The organism is Pseudoxanthomonas suwonensis, assembly GCF_000972865.1.
Taxonomy (GTDB): domain Bacteria; phylum Pseudomonadota; class Gammaproteobacteria; order Xanthomonadales; family Xanthomonadaceae; genus Pseudoxanthomonas; species Pseudoxanthomonas suwonensis_B.
Genome location: NZ_CP011144.1, coordinates 2640855 through 2662853, shown reverse-complemented (window position 1 = coordinate 2662853; position 21999 = coordinate 2640855). Strand labels below are relative to the sequence as shown.

17 protein-coding genes and 1 riboswitch are annotated in these 21999 nt (G+C 69.6%); of the genes, 11 read left to right on the top strand and 6 right to left on the bottom strand.

The window, feature by feature from the left end; genetic code table 11:
- Position 1 precedes the first annotated feature (1 nt).
- Together queD and WQ53_RS11020 are read left to right on the top strand one after the other, a co-directional pair.
- Complete coding sequence (gene queD / locus WQ53_RS11025) at positions 2-355, top strand: 6-carboxytetrahydropterin synthase QueD (RefSeq protein WP_052632352.1); 354 nt, start codon at positions 2-4, stop codon at positions 353-355.
- 235 nt (positions 356-590) lie between these two features.
- The gene (locus WQ53_RS11020) at positions 591-980 is read left to right on the top strand and encodes a phasin family protein (RefSeq protein ID WP_052632350.1); all 390 of its coding nucleotides are present in this window, start codon (positions 591-593) and stop codon (positions 978-980) included.
- 764 nt (positions 981-1744) lie between these two features.
- On the opposite strand, the gene bioD is transcribed toward WQ53_RS11020, so the two are convergent.
- Positions 1745-2467, bottom strand: a complete 723-nt coding sequence (gene bioD, locus WQ53_RS11015) for a dethiobiotin synthase (RefSeq protein WP_082112992.1) — start codon at positions 2465-2467, stop codon at positions 1745-1747.
- On the bottom strand, positions 2403-3140 hold the full coding sequence (locus WQ53_RS11010) for a TMEM175 family protein (protein ID WP_052632347.1): 738 nt from the start codon (positions 3138-3140) through the stop codon (positions 2403-2405). Before WQ53_RS11010 ends, bioD begins: the two co-directional genes overlap by 65 nt.
- Before the next feature lie 112 nt (positions 3141-3252).
- Here WQ53_RS11010 and WQ53_RS11005 point away from each other — a divergent pair, with 112 nt between their 5' ends.
- The 4 genes from WQ53_RS11005 to WQ53_RS10990 all read left to right on the top strand — a co-directional run bounded on the left by WQ53_RS11005 (position 3253) and on the right by WQ53_RS10990 (position 7133).
- Positions 3253-3738 (top strand): GAF domain-containing protein, encoded by a 486-nt coding sequence (locus WQ53_RS11005; RefSeq protein ID WP_052632345.1) that lies wholly within the window; start codon positions 3253-3255, stop codon positions 3736-3738.
- A complete protein-coding gene (locus tag WQ53_RS11000) occupies positions 3735-4121 on the top strand; it encodes a TfoX/Sxy family protein (RefSeq protein WP_052632343.1) in 387 nt (128 codons plus the stop codon). The genes WQ53_RS11005 and WQ53_RS11000 overlap by 4 nt, the downstream gene beginning before the upstream one ends.
- 379 nt (positions 4122-4500) lie before the next feature.
- Positions 4501-4733: riboswitch (cobalamin riboswitch) on the top strand.
- A 124-nt stretch (positions 4734-4857) separates the two neighbouring features.
- The gene (btuB, locus tag WQ53_RS10995) at positions 4858-6699 is read left to right on the top strand and encodes a TonB-dependent vitamin B12 receptor (protein ID WP_052632341.1); all 1842 of its coding nucleotides are present in this window, start codon (positions 4858-4860) and stop codon (positions 6697-6699) included.
- 149 nt (positions 6700-6848) lie between these two features.
- Positions 6849-7133, top strand: coding sequence for a DUF2218 domain-containing protein (locus WQ53_RS10990; protein WP_052632339.1), 285 nt, complete (start codon positions 6849-6851; stop codon positions 7131-7133).
- 427 nt (positions 7134-7560) lie between these two features.
- Here the strand turns inward: WQ53_RS10990 and dinB are convergent, their stop codons facing one another.
- A complete protein-coding gene (gene dinB / locus WQ53_RS10985) occupies positions 7561-8652 on the bottom strand; it encodes a DNA polymerase IV (protein WP_052632337.1) in 1092 nt (363 codons plus the stop codon).
- 268 nt (positions 8653-8920) lie between these two features.
- Here dinB and fabA point away from each other — a divergent pair, with 268 nt between their 5' ends.
- Together fabA and fabB are read left to right on the top strand one after the other, a co-directional pair.
- Entirely contained in the window at positions 8921-9436 is a 516-nt protein-coding gene (gene fabA, locus WQ53_RS10980) for a 3-hydroxyacyl-[acyl-carrier-protein] dehydratase FabA (protein ID WP_052632335.1), read from the top strand.
- A 1-nt stretch (position 9437) separates the two neighbouring features.
- Positions 9438-10649, top strand: coding sequence for a beta-ketoacyl-ACP synthase I (fabB, locus tag WQ53_RS10975; protein ID WP_052632333.1), 1212 nt, complete (start codon positions 9438-9440; stop codon positions 10647-10649).
- A 110-nt stretch (positions 10650-10759) separates the two neighbouring features.
- Here fabB and WQ53_RS10970 read toward each other — a convergent pair whose 3' ends face one another.
- Complete coding sequence (locus WQ53_RS10970) at positions 10760-12808, bottom strand: M3 family metallopeptidase (RefSeq protein WP_052632331.1); 2049 nt, start codon at positions 12806-12808, stop codon at positions 10760-10762.
- 709 nt (positions 12809-13517) lie between these two features.
- On the bottom strand, positions 13518-14621 hold the full coding sequence (locus tag WQ53_RS10965; RefSeq protein ID WP_052632329.1) for a PLP-dependent cysteine synthase family protein: 1104 nt from the start codon (positions 14619-14621) through the stop codon (positions 13518-13520).
- A 144-nt stretch (positions 14622-14765) separates the two neighbouring features.
- Here WQ53_RS10965 and WQ53_RS10960 point away from each other — a divergent pair, with 144 nt between their 5' ends.
- The 3 genes from WQ53_RS10960 (at position 14766) to WQ53_RS10950 (ending at position 19865) form a co-directional block, all read left to right on the top strand.
- A complete protein-coding gene (locus WQ53_RS10960; protein ID WP_082112990.1) occupies positions 14766-16505 on the top strand; it encodes an alpha/beta hydrolase in 1740 nt (579 codons plus the stop codon).
- Positions 16506-16614: 109 nt separating this feature from the next.
- A complete protein-coding gene (locus WQ53_RS10955) occupies positions 16615-19131 on the top strand; it encodes a mechanosensitive ion channel domain-containing protein (RefSeq protein ID WP_082112989.1) in 2517 nt (838 codons plus the stop codon).
- A 65-nt stretch (positions 19132-19196) separates the two neighbouring features.
- Positions 19197-19865, top strand: coding sequence for a DUF3011 domain-containing protein (locus WQ53_RS10950; RefSeq protein WP_052632326.1), 669 nt, complete (start codon positions 19197-19199; stop codon positions 19863-19865).
- Between the two features lie 78 nt (positions 19866-19943).
- Here WQ53_RS10950 and WQ53_RS10945 read toward each other — a convergent pair whose 3' ends face one another.
- Positions 19944-20960 carry a L,D-transpeptidase gene (locus WQ53_RS10945; protein WP_052632324.1) on the bottom strand — a complete coding sequence of 339 codons (1017 nt, stop codon included), beginning with the start codon at positions 20958-20960 and terminating at the stop codon, positions 19944-19946.
- Positions 20961-21999 lie beyond the last annotated feature (1039 nt).

Genomic DNA, 21999 nt, shown 5'->3' with positions numbered 1-21999 from the left:
CATGGACATCTTCAAGGTCTTCACCCTGGAAGCCGCGCACCGCCTGCCCAACGTGCCGGAAGGGCACAAGTGCGCGCGGCTGCACGGGCATTCGTTCCGGGTCGAGATCCATGTGTCCGGCGAGGTCGATCCGCACACCGGCTGGGTGATGGATTTCGCGGATATCAAGGCCGCGTTCAAGCCGCTGTACGAGCAGCTGGACCACCACTATCTCAATGAGATCGAAGGACTGGAGAACCCGACCAGCGAGCGCCTGGCCGGCTGGATCTGGGATCGGCTCAAGCCGGTCCTGCCGCTGCTGAGCGAGGTCGTGGTCCACGAGACCTGTACTTCGGGCTGCCGCTACCGCGGCTGAAGAGACCGTCGCGGCCGCCTCGAGCGGCCCGTTCCCGCGGCCCGGCGCGCGCAGCCGGGGAACCACTGACGTCTAGGGCAAACCGCCGCGGTCATCCGGCGGTCAACTGCATGTCATTGATTTTCCTGATCATTACCAGAGGCAGGAAAATTCTTCCGAAAAGTTGTTGCATTGCAACAAAGGCCTCGATATGCTGCACCGCACCATAGAGGCAAACCCGTCTCAGGAGTCCGACATGTCCTACCAGTTCAACGACCAGTTCAGCGCCTACACCCACCAGTTCGCCGCTGTCGCCGCGCGCGTGAACCGCCTGGCCCTCGAGAACGCCGAGACCGTGTTCGGTGTGCAGCTGCGCACCTTCGAGAAGAACGTCGACGCCACCACCAGCTACCTGGGCGAGCTCGCCGAGGCCCGCGACCTGGAGGCCTACAAGAGCCTGCTGCCGAAGGGCCTGCAGGTTGCCCGCGACAACGCCGAGCGCGTCGCCGCCGCCAGCCAGGAAGTGTTCGGCCTGACCCTGAAGACCAGCGAAGTGCTCGGCCAGCTGGCCAAGAGCCAGTTCGAAGCTGCCACCGACCAGGCCCAGGCCACCGTGGCCAAGGTCGCCAAGGCCGCCAAGCGTTGACCGACCCGGAGCGGCCACGCCGTTCCACGCTTCGAATCGCTTCACCGAATTTGCGCGGCTCCCCTCCCTCCGCGCAAACCCAGGCCCGGCAGCTCCCTCCCGCTGCCGGGCCTTTTTTTGTTTTCGCCGCTCCGGGGGGGAACGGACCGCACCGCAACTGCAACTGCAACGGCCAGAGCATTGGGGGTGGTCGGCTTCGGGCTGAGCCGCGGCAGGCCGGGTGTGTTGCGGTCGTCTCGGCGGCACATCCTTGTGCCGACTCGCCAACGCGGCCATCCCTGGCCGCTGCCGCAACACACCCGGCCTGCCACGTCTTCGGGGGCGCTTTGGGGTCGTGGCTTCGTCATCGCCAACGGCCTGCCCGGCTCCGTTCGTCGTCCGACGACGCGCTCTTGTAGGAGCCGGGTTTAGCCGGCGACCCGACGCCGTCGGCACAGGCGACGCCTTCATGATTCCGACGCCCGTGTCGCCGACTGAAGTCAGCTCCTACAGAAGAGCGGCGGCGCAGCTGTTGTAGGAGCCGGGTTCAGCCGGCGACCCGACGCCGTCGGCACAGGCGACGTCCTCATGGTTCCGACGCCCGTGTCGCCCATGAATGGGCTCCTGCAGGAGGATGTCCGGCACCATCCTGGGCGCGGCGCCTTTCCGCCAGCCAACGGAAGTCATGACCCCAGAGCCATCCGAAGCTGCGGCGCCTCTGCTTCAAAGGCTGGCGGCCCCACGCCGACGCATCACGTCGCCGCCAAGCCCGCCGCGTGCAACCATCAAGGCAGGATGAAATGCGCCGCCAGCGCGGCCGGGTCCGGTTCGTGGACATGCGGCAGGCGTCCCAGGCACGGCGCCGGCAGGCGCGCGGCCAGCAACGCCAGGTTCTCCTCGCGGCAGGCCATGCCCGGGTCGATCTCGCTGGCAATCCAGCCCGCCAGGCCGCAACCGTCGGCGGCGATCGCGTCCGCGGTCAGCCGCGCGTGGTTGAGGCAGCCCAGCCGCATCCCGACCACCAGCACCACCGGCAACCGCAGCGCGCGCACCAGGTCGCGCTGGTCGAGCGTGGCCGACAGCGGTGCCGCCCAGCCGCCGACGCCCTCCACCACCACCGCGTCGGCCTTGGCCTGCAAGCGCGCGAAGGCCGCCAGGATCGGATCCAGCGCGACCTCGACGCCCGCCGCCCGTGCCGCCAGTTCGGGCGCCAGCGGCTCGGGCAGCGCGTACGGATTCAGGTCGGCGTAGTCCGGCCGCGGATCGCTGGCCGCCTGCAACGCCAGCGCATCGGCGTTGCGCCAGCCGGCCGCGGTGCGTTCGCAGCCGCTGGCCACCGGCTTCATCCCCACCGCGCGCAGGCCGCGCGCACGCAGCGCGTGCAGCAGCGCGGCGCTGGCCAGGGTCTTGCCGGCACCGGTATCGGTGCCGGTGACGAACACGCTACGCACCCGCCGGCTCCGCCACGGCCGCGAGCCGCCGCAATCCCAGCCTGCGCCCGAGCACATGCACCAACCCGGTGAACGACAGCAGGAAATACAGGAAGCCGGGAATCCCCGCCTGCCAAGGACGTGCATCGGCCGGCAGCAGTGCGGCCACCAGCGCGGACAGCAGCCCGACGACGCAGAAGAACAGGTAGGACGCGATCTCGCCCGCCGCCTCGCCGGCCTCGGCCGCGGACAGCCGCAGGTCGTCGCGCCGGCGCCAGGCCAGCAGGTACAGCCCGCCGACACAGGCCGACATCGAGGTGAACGCGAAGCCGTAGAACACGAACATGAAGGCGATCTGCTGCGGGCCCACCGCGTCGGTCAGCGGCATCGGCAGCCAGCCGCCGGTGATCCACGCGAAGAACGAGCCCATCAACAGGCGCAGCGGGAACACGTACACCAGGACCAGGAACACCAGCAGCAGGCTCAGCAGCGTCGCCACGACACTGTCGATCCGGTAGCGCCGGCTCCAGCGCACGTGCGCATACCAGAACAGCGACAGCAGGGCGAAACTGGCGGCGAACGCCGGTACCTGCTTCAGTGCCAGCAGCAGCGAGTGCATGCTGTCGGGAATACGGTCGGCGGAAATCACCAGCAAGGTCACCGCAAAGGCGAAGGCGGCGTCGACCAGCGCCTCCAGGCGCGTGCTGCCGCTGCCACGCCAACCCTGCCGCCGCGCGGAATCCTCGTCCATTGCCCGTCTCCTCTGCCCTGGCGCCGATGATAAGACCCGCCGGAGGCTGCGGCGACGCGGTCCGGCCGGCGGTTGGGCGGGCGCCCGCGACGATGGGGGTAGAATCGGCGCCATGTCCTTTTCCGCCATCCCCCTGACCGGCAGCAAGCCCGACCAGTACGCGCAGCTGCTGGCGCAGGCGCGCGCACTGCTCGCCGGCGAGCACGACCGCATCGCCAACGCCGCCAACCTGTCGGCGCTGGTCTACCACGCACTGCCGGAGCTCAACTGGGTCGGCTTCTACTTCTACGACGGCACCGAACTGGTGGTCGGCCCGTTCCAGGGCCTGCCGGCCTGCGTGCGCATCCCGCTGGACAAGGGCGTGTGCGGCGCGGCCGCGCGCAGCCGCCAGACCCAGCGCGTGGCCGACGTGCACGCCTTCCCCGGCCACATCGCCTGCGACGCAGCCTCGCGTTCGGAGCTGGTGGTGCCGCTGGTGCGCGACGACGGACTGGTCGGCGTGTTCGACCTGGACAGTCCGCTGCCGGACCGCTTCGACGCCGACGACCAGCGCGGCCTGGAAGCGATCGCCGCGGCCTTCGTCGAGTCGCTGCGTTGAGCACCACCCAGCTGCGCAACATCGGTCCCAAGAGCGCGGCCTGGCTGCGCCAGGTCGGCCTGCGCAGCGCCGAGGACCTGGTCGCGGTGGGTGCGGTGCAGGCGTTCCTGAAGGTCAAGCGCGCCGGCTTCAAGCCCAGCCTCAACCTGCTCTACGCGCTGGAAGGCGCGCTGCTGGACTGCCACTGGCACGACGTGCCAGAGCCGCGCCGCCAGCAGCTGCTGGCCGAACTGGAAACCGCCAGCGCCGCGCTGCCGCCGCCGCGCGGCCGGCCGGTGAGCGGGCCGGTGACCACCGCGTTCTATGGCGACGACGGGAAGCAGGAGTCCGCCGACCCCGAGTCGCCCGCCGGCGAGGACGAGGGCGGCAACCGCTTCACCTGATCTGCCCGCCCGGGAGCCTCCGGGCAGGAGCCTGGCCTGCGGGTGCCATGCACATCCGGCGATATCGCCGTTCGACGCCCAGGTCGCCCGCGAGAGATTTGCCGCCGTGAAGTGCTGCACGCCGGCTGTTGTAGGAGCTGGCTTCAGCCGGCGACACGACGACGTCGACACAGGCGACTTCCTCATGGTTCCGACGCCCGTGTCGCCGGCTGAACCCGGCTCCTGCAAGGACGCCACACGAAGAAGCCACAGAGGCGACCGAATCCGTGCGCCGCCGCCCCCTTCCTGTCCGCGCCGGCACGTCCGGACACTCCGCCATCCCGGCGCCAGGCGGACTCCGGCATGGAAGCCAGCCACCGCCGGGCGTATCCGATCGCATACAATCGCGCCACTGCAAGGTGACCCGGACGGCATCCGCCGCCCGGGTTGAAACGGGAAGCCGGTGCGTCCGACAGGACAAGGCCGGCGCTGCCCCCGCAACGGTAAGCGACCGCAACGCCGCGACATCCGCCACTGTGCTGCGCACGGGAAGGCGTCGCCGCTGGAATCCACGCCGCCATGGCCGGGTTCCCGATCGCCAGCCCGGAGACCGGCCTTGCGGAACCCAGGTTGCGATGCGGAGGGCGTCGCGGCGTGCCGGCGCCGCATCGCGCCTGTCCGCTCCCGTCCTTCCCCTTCGCGACTCCCCGAACTGGCGCCGGGTGCGGCGCCACGCACGCATGCATGGAGTTGCCCGATGACGTTCCGCCCGCTGACCGCCGCCGTCGCCCTGGCGCTGGCGCTGCCTTCCGCCGCCTTCGCCGACGAAGCCACCGACCTGGACGAGGTGCTGGTCACCGCGACCCGCACCCAGATCGCGCTGCGCGACAGCCTGTCGCCGGCGCAGGTCATCGGCCGCGCCGAGATCGAGCGCAGCCAGGCCACCTCGCTGCAGCAGCTGCTCGCCGGCCGCGCCGGCATCAACCTGACCAACACCGGCGGCCTGGGCAAGCAGACCTCGCTGTTCCTGCGCGGCGCCGGCTCCAACCAGCTGCTGGTGCTGATCGACGGCGTCCGCATCGGCTCGGCCACCGCCGGCCTGCCGGCGCTGCAGGACCTGCCGGTCGAGCAGATCGAGCGGATCGAGATCGTGCGCGGCCCGCATTCGAGCCTGTACGGCGCCGACGCGATCGGCGGCGTGATCCAGATCTTCACCCGCCGCGACCGCGGCGGCCTGCAGCCGCGGGCGATGGTCGGGATCGGCAGCAACCGCCTGCGCGAGGCCAGCGCGGGCATCGGCAGCGGCGGCGAGCGCGGCTGGTTCGGCGCCGACGTGGCGTTCCTACGCACCGACGGCATCAATGCCTGCGACGGCACCGCCGAGGGCTGGGGCGCGGGCTGCTTCGCCGACGAACCCGACCGCGACGGCTACCGCAACCGCTCGGCCAACCTGCGCGCCGGCACCCGGCTGGCCGAAGCCTGGACCCTGGAAGGCAGCGCGCTGCGCGCCGAGGGCTACAACCACTACGACGGCAGCTGGGCCAACTACTCGGAGACGGTGCAGCAGGTGTTCTCCGGCAAGCTGCGCTTCGCGCCATCGGCGCGCACCGCGCTGCTGGCCACCGTCGGCCGCAGCTACGACGAGTCCGACGACTACGGCGCCAGTGGCTTCGTCGGCGGCCTGGCGACACGCCGCGACCAGGCCACGCTGCAGGGCGACTTCGTCCTGCGCGAGGGCCACCGGCTCACTGCCGGCCTGGACTGGCTGGATGACCACATCACCGGCACCACCGCCTATGACGTCGACAGCCGCGAGAACACCGGCGTGTTCGCCGAGTACCAGGGCCGCTTCGGCGCCCAGCAGCTGCAGGCCGGCCTGCGCAACGACGACAACGAGCAGTTCGGCAGCCACACCACCGGCAACCTCGGCTGGGGCTGGCACTTCGACGGCGGGCTGCGGCTGTCGGCGCGCTACTCCACCGGCTTCCGCGCGCCGAGCTTCAACGACCTGTACTACCCGTTCTTCGGCAACCCGGACCTGCGCCCGGAGGAGTCGGAGAACCTCAACCTCGGCCTGGCCGGCGAGGGCGACGGCTGGCGCTGGACGCTGGACGTGTTCGAGAACCGGGTCGACGACCTGATCAGTTTCGACTCCACGACCTGGCTGCCGGGCAACGTCGACCGCGCGCGCCTGCGCGGCGGCGAACTGACCGTGGCCACCGCCTTCGCCGGCTGGGACCTGGCGGCGCAGTACAGCCACGTCGATCCGCGCAACCGTTCCGAGGGCGCCAACCGCGGCAACCTGCTGCCGCGGCGTGCGCGCGACACCGGCCGCATCGACCTGGACCGCGGCTTTGGCGCGTTCGCGTTCGGCGCCACGGTCAATGCCGCCGGCAGCCGGTTCGACGATGCCGCCAACCTGGTGCGCGTCGGCGGCTATGCGACCCTGGACCTGCGCGTGGAATACGCACTCCATCCCGACTGGACCGTGCAGGCGCGGGTGACCAACCTGTTCGACCGCGACTACCAACTGGTGGACTGGTACAACCAGCCCGGCCGCGAGTACGGCCTGAACCTGCGCTGGCAGCCCAGGCGCTGAGTGCGCTCGGCCCGTTGCCCGGCATCCCCTGTCGATGCCGGGCAACGGGCGGGCCCGCCCGCGCGGGATGCAGCATTCCGCCGGCGGTGCCGGCCGGGTCGCGCGCGCGGCCTAGACTCGGGTCCGTTTCCTTCCCCACGGATACGCCGATGCCCATCAGCCAAGCCCGGGTGGCGTCCCACGACGCGCCACGCCTGCTGCGGACCCTCTGCAACCACTGGCGCCACAAGTTCGAGATCCGGCGCGACAGCGAGACCCATGCCCACATCCCTTTTGCCGAGGCTGCCGGTGCGGACTTCGAGGTGGAGCACGACGCCCTGCGGATTCGCGTGGTGCACGACGATGGCGGCGGCCTGGCCACGTTGCGCGGGGTGATCGAATCGCACCTGCAGCGCTTCGCCCGCGACGAGACGCTGGTGTTCCAGTGGCTGTAGCTGGCGGCGACGCCGTCGGCACAGGTGACGCCCTCATGGTTCCGACGCCCGTGTCGCCGACTGAAGTCAGCTCCTACAGAGAGCGGCCGCGCCACGGCTGTTGTAGGAGCCGGGTTCAGCCGGCGACGCGACGCCCTCGGCACAGGCAACGCCCTCGTGGTTCCGACGCCCGTGTCGCCGACTGAAGTCAGCTCCTACAGAAGAGCGGCCGCGCCGCGGCTGTGTAGGAGCCGGGTTCAGCCGGCGACGCGACGCCCTCGGCGCAGGCAACGCCCTCGTGGTTCCGACGCCCGTGTCGTCGACTGAAGTCAGCTCCTACAGAAGAGCGGCCGCACCGCGGCTGGTGTAGGAGCCGGGCTTGCCCGCGACGCGACGCGACCGCACAAGCGACGCCTTCGGGTTCCGACGCCTGCCTGCGAATGGATTCCTACCGGGTGGCGAACAGGTCCGCCTGCGACGCCGTCTCCTCCGGATCGCGGAATCCCGACAGGCCCACGCCTACCAGGCGGTAGCGGGTGGAGGCCGGCATCGCCACCCGCTCGCGCAGCGCGACCGCGATCGCGGCCAGTGCCTCGGCCGAGTCCGGCGCTGCATCCGGCGTGTGGCTGCGGGTCAGGATGCGGAACTGCGCGGTCTTCAGCTTGAGCACCACGGTGCGACCCACCCGCTCCGTCTTCCCGGCGGCCTGCCAGGTCTTGGCGGCCAGGTCCCGGATCGCCGGTTCCAGCGCCTCCAGCGGCAGGTCCTCGGCGAAGGTGTCTTCCGAGGATACCGACTGCACCGGCTGGTCCGGCTCGACCGGCCGCTCGTCGATGCCGCGCGCGCGCCGGTACAGGGACGCGCCGAAACTGCCGAAACGCTGCTGCAGCTCCTCCAGCGGTCGTTGCCGCAGGTCGCCGACGGTGGCGATGCCCAGCGCCTCCAGCTTGCCCTGCATCACCTTGCCCACCCCGGGAATGCGGCCGACCGGCAGCGGGGTCAGGAACGCCTCGACCTGGTGCGGGCGGATCACGAACAGGCCGTCGGGCTTGCGCCAGTCCGAGGCGATCTTGGCCAGGAACTTGTTGGGCGCCACGCCGGCCGAGGCGGTGAGCGAGGTCTCCTCGCGGATCCGCGCGCGGACCGCCTCGGCCACCGCGGTAGCGCTGGGCAGGCCGGACTTCGGTTCGGTGACGTCGAGGTAGGCTTCGTCCAGCGACAGCGGCTCGACCAGGTCGGTATGCGCCAGCATGATCTGGCGGACCTGGCGCGAGGCCGCCTTGTAGCGGACGAAATCCGGCGGCACGAACACCGCGTCGGGGCACAGCCGCTCGGCGCGCAGCGCCGGCATCGCCGAGCGCACGCCGAACTTCCTCGCCTCGTACGACGCGGCGCACACCACCGAACGCGCTCCGCGCCAGGCGACCACCACCGGCCGGCCGCGCAGCGACGGATCGTCGCGCTGCTCCACCGAGGCGTAGAACGCGTCCATGTCGACGTGGATGATCTTGCGCGGCGCGGGCGCGGCTTCGGGATTCATGCCCGCCTATTGTGACGCCGGCGCTTCTGTGTAGGAGCGGGCATGACCTCGACACGGGCGTCGGGACCATGACGGCGTCGCCTGGGCCGAGGGCGTCGTGTCGCGGTCATGCCCGCTCCTACAAGAGCAAGAGCCCCCCTCCCCGACCCTCCCCATCAACCTGCGGCGAAAGGGAGGGGGGCAGAACACACGCCGGCGTATGTCTAAACATTTGATTGAAACGATGTTTCTCGGGCACGATTTATCGCTTTTCCCCACCGGACCTTTCATGACTCGCGCTTCCTCGTTCACCCGCGAACAGCTGGTCGCCAGCGGCCGCGGGGAACTGTTCGCCTCCGGCGACGCCCGCCTGCCCGCCGACCCGATGCTGATGTTCGACCGCATCGTCGAGATCAACGACGACGGCGGCAAGTACGGCAAGGGCTTCGTCCGCGCCGAACTCGACATCCGCCCGGACCTGTGGTTCTTCCAGTGCCACTTCATCGGCGACCCGGTGATGCCCGGCTGCCTGGGCCTGGACGCGATGTGGCAGCTGGTCGGCTTCTACCTGACCTGGCTGGGCGCGCCGGGCCGTGGCCGCGCGCTGGGCTGCGGCGAGGTCAAGTTCACCGGCCAGGTACTGCCCAAGGCCACCCTGGTCACCTACGAGATCGACATCAGCCGGGTGATCAACCGCAAGCTGGTGATGGCCCAGGGCGACGCACGCATGCTGGTCGACGGACGCGAGATCTACACCGCCAAGGACCTGCGCGTGGGCCTGTTCACCTCCACCGAGGACTTCTGAGATGCGCCGCGTCGCGATCACCGGCATGGGCATCGCCTCCTGCCTGGGCAACGACCTGGACACGGTCTCCGCAGCGCTGCGCGAGGGCCGGCCCGGCATCCGCTTCCTGCCCGACCACGCCGAGCGCGGCCTGCGCAGCCAGGTCGGCGGCGCGGTCGAGCTGGACCTGGACGCGGCCATCGACCGCAAGCTCAAGCGCTTCATGAGCGATGCGGCGGCCTACAGCTACGTGTCCCTGCGCGACGCGATCGCCGACGCCGGCCTGGACGAGGCCCAGGTCAGCGATCCGCGCACCGGCCTGATCGCCGGCTCCGGCGGCGGCTCCAGCCGCTGGCAGGTGGAGACCGCCGACCTGCTGCGCGACCGCGGCGTGCGCAAGGTCGGCCCGTACATGGTGCCGCGCACGATGTGCTCAACCGTGTCGGCCAACCTGGCCACCGCGTTCAAGATCAAGGGGCTCAGCTACTCGATCGGCGCGGCCTGCGCGACCTCGGCGCACTGCATCGGCGCGGCGGCCGACCTGATCCGGCATGGTGCCCAGGACATCGTCTTCGCCGGCGGCGGCGAGGACCTGGACTGGACCATGAGCGTGATGTTCGACGCGATGGGCGCGCTGTCCTCTTCGTTCAACGACCGTCCCGCGCAGGCCTCGCGCCCGTATGACGCCAACCGCGACGGCTTCGTCATCGCCGGCGGCGGCGGGATGCTGGTGCTGGAGGACTGGGACCACGCGGTCGCGCGCGGCGCGCGCATCCATGCCGAGCTGGTCGGCTACGGGGTGACCTCCGACGGCGCCGACATGGTCGCCCCGTCCGGCGAGGGCGCGGTGCGCTGCATGCGCATGGCGCTGCAGGGACTGGAGGATCGCCAGGTCGACTACCTCAACACCCACGGCACCTCCACCCCGCTGGGCGACATCACCGAGCTGGGCGCGGTGCGCGAGGTGTTCGGCGACGCGGTGCCGCCGCTGTCCTCGACCAAGGCGCTGTCGGGCCACTCGCTCGGCGCGGCCAGCGTGCACGAGGCGATCTACTGCCTGCTGATGATGCGCGACGGCTTCATCGCCGGCTCGGCCAACATCGAGACCCTCGACGAGCGCGCCGAAGGCTTCCCGATCGTGCGCGAGAGCCGCGAAGCAAAGCTCGACCTGGTCGCTTCCAACAGCTTCGGCTTCGGCGGGACCAACGCCACGCTGGTGTTCGCGCGGCCCTGATCGCCCTTGCCGGAAGGAAGAGCCCCCTTTAGTAAAGGGGGCGCGGCGGAGCCGCGGGGATTTGGAAGCTGATGCGCGGGGCCCGAAGTTCGCGCAGCGAACTTTGGGGGTCAGGCCCGCATCGCGGGACTGACCTCGCCCATGCCGCTGTGGCGCAGCAGCGCGTCGATGCTCGGCGCGCGGCCGCGGAAGGCGGTGAAGTTCTCCAGCGCGCTGCGGCTGCCGCCGCGCGACAGGATCTCGCGCAGGAAGCGCGCACCGGTCTCGGCCAGCCGCTCCGGCGCCTCCTCGAACGCGGCATAGGCATCGGCGCTGAGCACCTCGGCCCACTTGTAGCTGTAGTAGCCGGCCGCGTAGCCGCCGGCGAAGATGTGGCTGAACTGATGCGGGAAGCGGTGCCAGGCCGGGGCGCGGTTGACCGCGACCTCGTCGCGCACCCGCTCCAGCAGCTGCAGCACGCTGTCCTGCGCCGGGTCGAAGCGGCTGTGCAGTTCCATGTCGAACAGCGCGAACTCCAGCTGGCGCACGGTGAACATGCCGCTCTGGAAGTTCTTCGCCGCCAGCATCCGCTCGAACAGTTCGCGCGGCAGCGGCTCGCCGGTGTCCACGTGCGCGGTCATCGCCCGTACCCGTTCCCACTCCCAGCAGAAGTTCTCCATGAACTGGCTGGGCAGCTCCACCGCGTCCCACTCCACGCCGTTGATGCCGGCCACCGGCAGTTCGCCGACCGCGGTCAGCAGCTGGTGCAGGCCGTGGCCCATCTCGTGGAACAGGGTCGTGACCTCGTTGTGGCTGAAGGTCGCCGGCCTGCCGTCCACGCCCTTGCCGAAGTTGCACACCAGGTAGACCAGCGGCGTCTGCGTGCCCGAGACCTTGATCCGCCGGTTGCGGCAGTCGTCCATCCAGGCGCCGCCGCGCTTGCCTTCGCGTGCGTACAGGTCCAGATAGAACTGCCCCAGCAGGCGACCCGAGGCATCCTCGACCCGGTAGAAGCGCACGTCCCCGTGCCAGGCCGGCGCGCTGTCGGGACGCACCTTCACCCGGTACAGCGATTCGATCACGTCGAACAGGCCGGCCAGCACCTTGGGCTCGGTGAAGTAGCGCTTCACCTCCTGCTCGGAATAGCTGTAGCGGGCCTGCTTCAGCTTCTCGCTGGCATAGCCCAGGTCCCACGGCTCCAGCGCGTCCAGCCCGAGCTCGTCGCGGGCGAAGGCCTCCAGCTCGGCGCGATCGCGGCGCGCGAACGGCAGCGCCCGCCCGGCCAGGTCGCGCAGGAACTCCAGCACCTCGCCCGGCGACTGCGCCATCTTGGTCGCCAGCGAATACTCGGCATAGCCGGCGAAGCCCAGCAGCGCGGCCAGCTCGGCGCGCAGCGCCAGGATCCGGTCGATGAGCCCGCTGTTGTCCAGTTCCGGCGGCCCGGCCTCCGACGCGCGCAGGCCGTTGGCCCGGTACAGCGCCTCGCGCAGCGCGCGGTCCTCGGCGTAGGCCTGCACCGGCAGGTAGCACGGCATCTGCAGGGTCAGCTTCCAGCCCGGCCGGCCGTCCTTCTCCGCGGCCGCGCGCGCGGCCGCGACCACTTCGTCCGGCAGCCCGGCCAGGCGCGCCTCGTCCTCCACGTACAGCGCGAACGCGTCGGTGGCGTCGAGCACGTTCTCGGAGAACTTGGCCGACAGCGCCGCCAGTTCCTCCTGGATCGCGGCAAAGCGCGCCTTGTCGGCCTCGGCCAACTCGGCGCCGCCGAGGCGGAAGTCGCGCAGCGCGTTCTCCACCACCTTGCCCCGGACCGCATCGTAGCCGGCGTATTCCGGCGACTGCGCCAGCGCGCGGTATTGCGCGAACAGCGCCAGGTTCTGGCCCAGCGCGCTGCCGAAGCGGGTCACCTTGGGCAGGTTGGCGTTGTAGGCCTCGCGCAGCTCCGGCGTGTTCACCACCGCCTGCAGGTGGCCGACCTGGCCCCAGGCCCGCCACAGGCGCTCGGTGGCGTCCTCCAGCGGGATGACGAAACCGTCCCAGGTGACCGGCGCGACCTTCTCCGCGGCGGCAACCGCCGCTTCGGCTTCGGCCAACAGCGCGTCGATGGCCGGGCCGATGTGGTCCGGGCGGATCGCGTCGAAGCGTGGCAGGTCGGAGAAGTCGAGCAGCGGGTTGTCTTGCATGGGAGGCGAACCATGGGGAGTCGTCCGACTAGATGCGCGCGGCGGCGGCGGAAATCAAGCCGGCGGGAAAGGCCAAGTCACTGGATGATCAGCCTGCGGCTGCTGTGGAGCGCCTCCCGCCTGCGCGGGGATGACGACCGGAAGATGCGCCGACGACGCGGGCTGCGGCTGCGCTCCATCTACGTTTGATGGTCAAGGATCCGATCGCGGACTTCCAGGACCGGAGCGGCCCCAGGCACGGTCTTGGGGCGTTCATCGGGCTGCACGCCAGTGGCGTGCAAGCGGCCCGCTTCCCCCCTTCGCCTGCGTGCGAAAGGGAGGGGGCAAGCCGCGACGGTGCCGCTTTCTGTAGGAGCGGGCATGACCGCGACCCGACGCCGTCGGCCCAGGCGACGCCCTCCTGATTCCGACGCCCGGGTCGCGGTCATGCCCGCTCCTACAGAAAGCCGGGCGCTGGCCGCCACACTGCGAACGGAGCCACGACCTGGAAGCTCCCGGAGACGTGGCGGGCCGGGGGTATTGCGGCAGTGTCCAGGGATGGCCACGTCGGCGAGTCGGCACAGGGATGTGCCGTCGAGACGACCGCAATACCCTCGGCCCGCCGCGGCTCAGACCGAAGCCGACCACACCCGGCGTTCTTGACTTCGCGGTTGCGGTTGCCGTCGCGACGCGTCCCCTCGAATGGGCCAACAGCCTGACAAAAGCGGGCCTACAGGTCGCCGCAGGCGGGCAGTCCGTCCAGCGTCCCGCCGGCCACCGCCTCGGCGATGGCGCGGTCGGCGCCGGCCACGTCGATGCCATGGCGTTCGTACCAGGCCGGGTCGTAGTAGCTGTGCGCGTAGCGCTGGCCGCTGTCGCAGAGGATGCTCACGATCGAACCGGCCTGCCCCGCCTCGCGCATGGCCTGGGCCGCACGCAGCACGCCAATGAAGTTGGTGCCGGTGGACCCGCCTACGCGCCGGCCCAGCACCGCGCTGACGTGGCGCATCGCCGCAAGGCTCAGCGCGTCGGGCACCTTGACCATCGCGTCCACGCAACTGGCGATGAAGCTGCGCTCCACCCGCGGCCGGCCGATGCCCTCGATTCGCGAACCGCGCGGCAGCGCCAGCGACGGGTCGGCACGCCCCTCACGGCAGGCCGTGTAGTAGTCGTAGAACACCGACGTCTCCGGGTCGGCGCACAGCACCCGGGTGTCGTGGCGGCGGTAGCGCACATAGCGCCCCAACGTCGCGCTGGTGCCGCCGGTGCCCGGCCCGCACACGATCCAGGCCGGCACCGGATGCGGCTCCTCGCCCATCTGCTTGAAGATCGACTCGGCGATGTTGTTGTTCGCGCGCCAGTCCGTAGCCCGTTCGGCGTAGGTGAACTGGTCCATGAAGTGGCCGCCGGTCTCGCGCGCCAACCGCTCGGACTCCTCGTTGAGCGAACAGGCGCTTTCGACCAGGTGGCAGCGCCCGCCCTGGAACTCGATCGCGGCGATCTTCTCCGGCGAGGTCGAGGCCGGCATCACCGCGATGAACGGCATCCCCAGCAGCCGGGCGAAATACGCCTCGGACACCGCGGTCGATCCGCTGGAGGCCTCGACCACGGTGCTGTCCGCGCGCAGCCAGCCGTTGGCCAGCGCGTACAGGAACAGCGAGCGCGCCAGCCGGTGCTTGAGGCTGCCGGTCGGGTGGCTGGACTCGTCCTTCAGGTAGACGTCGACGCCCGGGTAGCCGGGCAGCGGCAGCGGGATCAGGTGGGTGTCGGCCGAACGGTTGAAGTCGGCCTCGATCTTGTGGATGGCGGTGGCCACCCAGTCGCGCTGGGACATGGGCATGGTTGCAGACGGAATGCAGCGATCTTACCCGCGCCGCCGGTCCCCGGCTTTCCGCCGGCGCCGGAACCGCGGCCGCGGTCACGGGACGGCGTGGCACCGCTTATAGTGGGCCGGCGCGGGAGCCAGGGGAGCATCGGGGTGAACGAGGCCGCAACTGCACGTACCACGCTGGGCGAACACGGCCGCAACGCGGTCGGCCACATCCGCAGGCGCCTGTTCGGGCGCCTCGGCAATACCGGGCTGGTGCTCGGCGCACTGTTCTTCCTCGCCTCGCTCACGCCCAGCCTGACGCCGCGCGTCACCGTCGCCCAGGCCGCGCTGTCGGGCCTGTGCCTGGCCGCCGGCTACGGCCTGGGCGTCCTGCTGCGCTGGCTGTGGGGCTACCTCGAGCTGCCGCTGCCGCGCGCCGAGGGTGAACGCCGCCGCCGGATCGTGATCGCGGCCTGCGCCGCCCTCGCCGCTTTCGGCCTGTGGTCCGGCCAGCACTGGGAGAACATCGTCCGCGAGCTGATGCACCTGGATCCGGCCGGTCCGTCACGGATCCTCGGCGTGGCCGTGGGCGCGGCCGTGGTCGCGCTGCTGGCCATCGTGCTGGGCCGCGCGGCGCTGATGCTGGTGCACGCGGTGATGCGCCTGGTCGCCCGCCGGATCCCGCGGCGGATCGCCAGCGTCGTGGGCGCCATCGGCGGCGTCCTGCTGCTGGTTGGCCTGGTCAACGGCGTGATCTTCAGTTCGATCCTGGACATGCTCGACGCCTCCTACCGCCAGGCCGACGCGCTGATCCCGCCGGACATGCCGCCGCCGACGGCCTGGGACAGCCCCGGCAGCGCACAGTCGCTGGTGGCCTGGGACCAGCTGGGCCGGATGGGCCGGCGCTACGTCGCCGCCCGGCCCACGGCCGAGGACCTCGCCAGCTTCGCCGGCCCCGGGGCCAAGGCCCCGCTGCGTGTGTACGCCGGCCTGCCGACCGGCGACACGCCGGAGGAGCGGGCCCGGTTGGCGCTGGAGGAACTCAAGCGCGTCGGCGGCTTCGAGCGCAAGGCGCTGATCATCATCACCCCGACCGGCACCGGCTGGGTCGACCCTTCCGGCATCGACGGCATCGAATACCTCTACCGCGGCGACGTCGCCAGCGTCGCGGTCCAGTACTCCTACCTGTCCAGCCCGCTGACCCTGTTCCTCGATCCGGACACCGGCGGGGTCACCGCGCGGGCGCTGTTCCGTGAGGTCTACGGCCACTGGCGCACCCTGCCGCGCGAGCAGCGACCGATGCTGTACCTGCACGGCCTCAGCCTGGGGGCACTCAACTCCGAGCGCTCGTTCCAGATGTTCGAGTTGCTGGAGGATCCTTTCCACGGCGCGGTGTGGAGCGGGCCGCCGTTCGCGGCCAGCCAGTGGGCCGGCGCGACCCGCGCGCGCGAACCGGGCAGCCCGGTCTGGCTGCCGCGGTTCCACGACGGCTCGTTCGTGCGCTTCATGAATCAGCACGGCAGTTCGACCCCGGCGGGCACGCCGTGGGGACCGCTGCGGGTGGTCTACCTGCAGTACGGCAGCGACGCGGTCACCTTCTTCGACCGCCACGGCTTCTTCCGCAAGCCGGAGCTGCTCGAGGAGCCGCGGCCACCGGACGTATCGCCGTCGATGCGCTGGTACCCGGTAGTGACGATGATGCAGATGGCGATGGACACCTCGCTGTCGATGAGCGCGCCGATGGGTTTCGGCCACGTCTACGCGCCGTCGCACTACATCGACGCCTGGCTGGAAGCCACCGGCATCGACGACTGGTCGGCGGAGGACGTGGCAAGGCTGCAGCGCCACCTGGACGAGCGGCGCGCGGCGGAACTGTCGAAGACGTCGGACGCGACGGTCGACGGCTGAGTCATGCGGCCGGCCTGGTAGCCAGGTCTGCCAGGCAGCTGGCACACCGACAGGCTGCCGCGGAAGCATCGTAGACTCCGTAGCGACGCCTTGCCGCAACGGGAGCCCCATGCGCCTGACCTGCCTGCCGAACCTGTTGCTTGCGTCGGTCGTCGCGCTGGGTTTCCCGGGCACAGCCCGGGCGCAGGTCCCGGTGCCGGCGACCACAAAGGCAACCGCGCAGACAACGGCGTCAGCAAAGAGCGACGAGGGCGGCCCCCAGGTCATAGCGCTGGCCGACATTCCCCGGCGCGCCGACAGCGACGAGCGCTTCGCCACTGCCGTGGCGATGCGCGCGGCCTCGGCCGATCCCGCAGCCGGAATGCTGTCCCGGTTGCAGGCGATCGAGGCTTCGGTCGACGAGAAGAACCGCCAGGCAGGGGCCAGCCGGCTGCGCGCCATGCCGATCCTGCGACTGGAAAGCCTGGACCGCTACTGGGCTTTCGACGCCCACCGCTTCCAGCACTGGAAGGCCGACCTGGCCGCGACCATCGACCCCTACGTCGGCGACGCGGCGGAACTGGCGCGCCGGCGCGCGGACTGGGAGGCCACCCGCGCGGCCGCGACGGCCGGATCGATGCCGGCCGCGCTGTCCGACCGCATCGACGTGGTCATCGCCGAGCTGGAATCGTCCGAACAGGCGCTGTCCGCGCCGCTGCTCGGGCAGATCGAACTGGGGCGCCGCGCCAACCGGCTCGAGGCGGGCATCCAGACCGGGCAGCAGTCGGTCGAGAACGCGATCGGATACATCGACCGGCAACTGCTGCGGGTGGAGGCGCCGCCCTTGTGGCGGATGGGCGCGGACCCGGCCGATTACAGCGACGGCGAGATGGATATCCTCCAGCGCGGCCTGGTGCTGGAAGGCGGGTTCCTGCGCCAGTACTCGGCGGCCAACCTGCCCAACCAGCGCGTGCTGAACCTGCTGCAGCTGCTGCTGTTGCCGTTCCTGCTGTGGCTGGCCGCCCGCAGCCGGCGCGGACCGGCCGGATCGCGCGATCCGGCCACGCTGCGCGTGCTGGGCCGTCCGTTCTCGTCGTGGCTGCTGCTTTCGGCGATCGGGGTGATGGTCTTCGAGCCCAATGCCCCGCTGCTGCTGCACCAGTTCATGATGGTCGTGGCCGTGGTGCCGGTGCTGCGCCTGCTGCCGGCGGACAGCCGCAGGCTGCTGGGAGCATGGCCCTACCTGGCCGCCGGCTTCTTCCTCCTGCTGCGGCTGTCGTTCCTGCTGCTGGCCTCCAGCGTGCTGTACCGCTGGTACCAGGTCATCCTCGCCGCGCTGGCGATCGCCTCGACCCTGTGGTTGCTGTGGGCGTCGCGGCATGCCGTCCGCGACGGCAAGGCGGGGAGGACGCTGCGCCTGGTCCGGGTGATCGCATGGGCCGGGGCGGTGCTGTTGTCAGTGTCGATCGTGGCCAACCTGTTCGGCAACGCCTCGCTGTCGGAGATGCTGATGACGGGCGTCTTCGACAGCGGCTTCATGGCGCTGCTGCTCTACGCGGCGGCCAACGTATTCGCCGCGCTGCTGCGGGAGCTGCTGGCGGAAGGGCTCGCCAACCGCGTCCACCTGGTCCGGACCGGCGCGACCAGCCTGCCGGACCTGCTGCTGCGGCTGATCGTGGTCGCCATGGCCGTCGGCTGGGCGGTGTTCACGATGCAGCGGTTCCGCGTGTTCCGGCCGGTGTACGGCTTCGTCGAAGGCGTGATCACCCACCGGTTCACCTATGGCCAGTTCGCGATGAGCCTGGGCGACGTGCTCGCGTTCGTGGTAGCGGTGTTCATCGCCTTCTGGCTCTCGCGGCTGGTGCGGGTGCTGCTGCAGGAGGAGGTGCTGTCGCGGATGTCGCTGCCGCGCGGGGTGGGCAACAGCATCGCCTCGCTGACCTACTACGCGATGCTCCTGTTCGGCCTGCTGGCGGCGTTGTCGGTGGCCGGCTTCAAGCTCGGCCAGCTCACCCTGCTGTTCGGCGCGCTGGGCGTGGGCATAGGCCTGGGGCTCCAGGACGTGGTGAAGAACTTCGTGTCCGGCCTCATCCTGATGTTCGAGCGCCCGGTGCAGCCGGGCGATGCGGTGGACGTGGCCGGCACCAGCGGCCGGGTGCGCGAGATCGGCATGCGCGCGACCACGGTGCGCACCTTCGACGGCGCCGACGTGGTCGTGCCCAACGGCATACTGCTGTCGGAGAAGGTGACCAACTGGACCCTGCGCGACCGCAACCGGCGGATCGAGTTCGACCTCGGCGTGGCCTATGGCTCCGATCCGGCGCTGGTGGCGGAGGTGCTGGTGAAGACCGCGCGCGAGATGCCGGGAATCGCCGGCGATCCGGCGCCGGTGGCGCTGTTCCAGGGCTTCGGCGACAGCGCGCTGGATTTCAGGGTGCGCGCCTGGACGAACGATTTCGACAACTGGGTCTCGCTGCGCAGCCAGCTGGTCGGCCGCCTGTACGAGGCCCTGGCCCGGGCGGGCATCGGGATCCCGTTCCCGCAGCGCGACCTGCACCTGCGCGGGCTCCCCGACGAGCTGCGCCAGGCGCTGGCGCGCAAGGGGCCGCAGGACGAAGGAACCTCGCCGCCCGCCACCGGGGCCTGAGACCATGTTCCACGATCACGAATAGGGGCTGCGGAATCCGTTTCATCACATCAAGGAGCTGCTCCATGCGACGCAAGCACGCCACCTCAGCACTGCAACTCTGCCTGGCCACTGCGGGACTCTGGGGATTCAATGCCGTGGCCGACGATTACGTCACCTGCGAGAGCCGCAACGATCGCTATCAAAGCTGCCCGATATCCACTGCCGGGTACGTGACGCTGGAGCGGCAACTGTCGGGCACGTCCTGCCGGCAAGGCCGGACCTGGGACTACAGCCGCCGCGAAATCTGGGTCGACGATGGCTGTCGCGCGCAGTTCCGCGTGCATACCAGCTCGTCCGGCCATCACGATGGCGACCACGACGCCAAGGTCGCCGCCGGCGTACTGGTGGGCGCGGCCATCCTGGGCGCGATCGCCGCGAACGCTGACAAGAAGGATCACAAGTACGACGACGCCAACTACCAGGGACCTCGCCACTCGTCCTATGTCCCGGACTGGATGATCGGCACCTTCGAGGGCCACAACTCACTGTATGGCGCGGACGTGACGCTGACCATCGAGCCCAATGGCCGGGCCACTGCGCGCACCGGCCGTCAGACGACCGATGGCTGGATCAACGACGGGCGCTTGAATGTGGGCAACACCGTCTTCGACATCGATCAGTCCCGCGACGGATTCGTCACTTCGCAGGTCGGGGATCGGCAGAACGAAGTCCGGTACCGGCGCGCTCGCTGACCGGGAGCATCCGCTCCATCCATCGGAACAACGCCCATGCGCACTGCATGGGTGTTGTGTCGAACGATATGGCCCGGCCTAGAGTGCGGGTGGGTCGGAATTGATCACCTGCAGCCGTGGGCCCGTGGTTGCGGGCAGTACATGCTCGTCCGTTTCGACCAGTACGCTGCCGGGCGTCAGCAGAGGCAGCATGTTCTCCACGAATTGCGTCGGAACGACCACCCGCGCGATGTCCGCCCCGGTCACCGGAACTCCCGCATCCGCTTCATGACCCGGGATGCCGATGCGTATCCAGGGCGGCATGGCACCCGGGGCGCCACCGGCGGCCACCATGTAGGCGTGCGTGCCCGGGGCAGCCCCGGGCTGCCTGAAGGCAATGCGGCTGCGGCCGATTTCCACGCCATTGCGATAGACGAACAGGCGCAGGTCCGCGGTGCTCATCACCATGGAGACCGGGCCTGCCGGCGCCAGCTCGGGATGCCAGCGGAACTGCTCGTCCCCGGCGAGCGCAAGGTTGCCCGACTCGGCGCCGGTCATCGGATTGATGGGGCTGGCCGCGACCGGATGCACCAGCGCGTCGGGCGACTTGCCCTGCCTGGCGATGACGACCGTCATGCCGAGCGTAGTGCTCTCGAACAGGAGGCGGGCGAACTCCGATGGCAGGTGCACGCAGCCATGGGATTCGGGATACCCGGGCAGCCCTCCGGCATGAAGTGCCACGCCATCCCAGGTCAAGCGCTCCTGGTATGGCATGGGGGCGTTGTTGTACTTGCTGGAATGATGATCCTTGTCCTTCTGCAGGATCGTGAAAACGCCGGTAGGAGTTTCATGGCCCGGCTTGCCCGTGCTCACCGTCGAAAAGGCGATGAGGATCCCGTTCCGGTACACGTAGGCACGCTGCTCGGTCAGGCTGACGATCACCGCCATCGGCCCCATTGCCTTGCTGTCGCCACCCCAGACCCACTCGCCCGGCTTCAGCTGCGAGGGGGGCGTATCGGCGGAACTGGACTGCCCGGCTCCCCACGATGGCACCGCATGGGCCGGAAAGGCCTGTGCAAGGCAACCCAGCAATACAATGAAAAGGAGCCGGATCATGCTTCGCCTCGTGGAATCATGTGGGACGACCTACGGCAACTGGTAACCCGCCCCCAGAACGAGAGCTCAATGCTAGCGCCCAGACGCCTCCGTTTTCGACAACTGGGCTGTTGAGAGCCCGGTGTCCATCGTAGTGACCTTGGTGCGCCACTTGCTTGACGCAAGCCGATGGCGTCAGCCCGCCCATCGCTCTCTGCGGCCAACCCTGGTTGTACTCGAGCCGCCGGCTCTTCAAGCGGGGTGAAGTCACGCCAGCCATTCGGACTACACCCAGTCCCTGGTCACCAGCCACCGCCGGTAGTGATTCATGACTAAGTGGTCAAACTTAGCATTCCGGCTAAATACACGCTCGAATCGACACGATCATCACGCGTCACCAATAGTCTCCAAAAAATCTGAGCACGCCAACGAATTCGGTCGTCAATCCGGCAACAGATTGAAACGAAATAGATTCCCATGGGGCCGTTCAAAACTTTGGAGAAACAATACTAGGTAAGCCCTTCGAACTCTTCTGGTTGTGACACCTTGGCGAACACTCCGTTTCCAAGCTCAACGACCTCCGACAGATCGAGGCCATACCGTCCGACAGAAGCATGTAAAACTATGGTGTACAAGGTTTATTTGAAAAGGAATAAATTATTGGAGGCGAGATAACTGCTAAATAGTTTGGCTTGATGCCCGATACCCAGACAGGGGCTCTGAACACCCAAAGCGGACGACCCTCACCTATGCAGTAGACAGTGTGGCCAGTTCAAGGGGCCACCAAACGGACCACCGCATCGGCGATCGACCGCCGGAAGACGTCGTTCGCGATCATGCCTCTTTCGGCTTCCGGCGAGCCCGGCGCGCCCAGACGAGTCAGTATGAGGATCCGCATCAACCAGCTGACTACCGAACCGGCACCAGGGCCCGCGCCGGCTCGATCAACGCCAGCGTCGGTGATCAGCGCTTTCCGGCAACCAGGTCAACGTCGACCAGTGCCTGCAAGGCTCGCGAAAGCACACCAGCCCGCTTGGATCCCGATCACGACGCAACAATT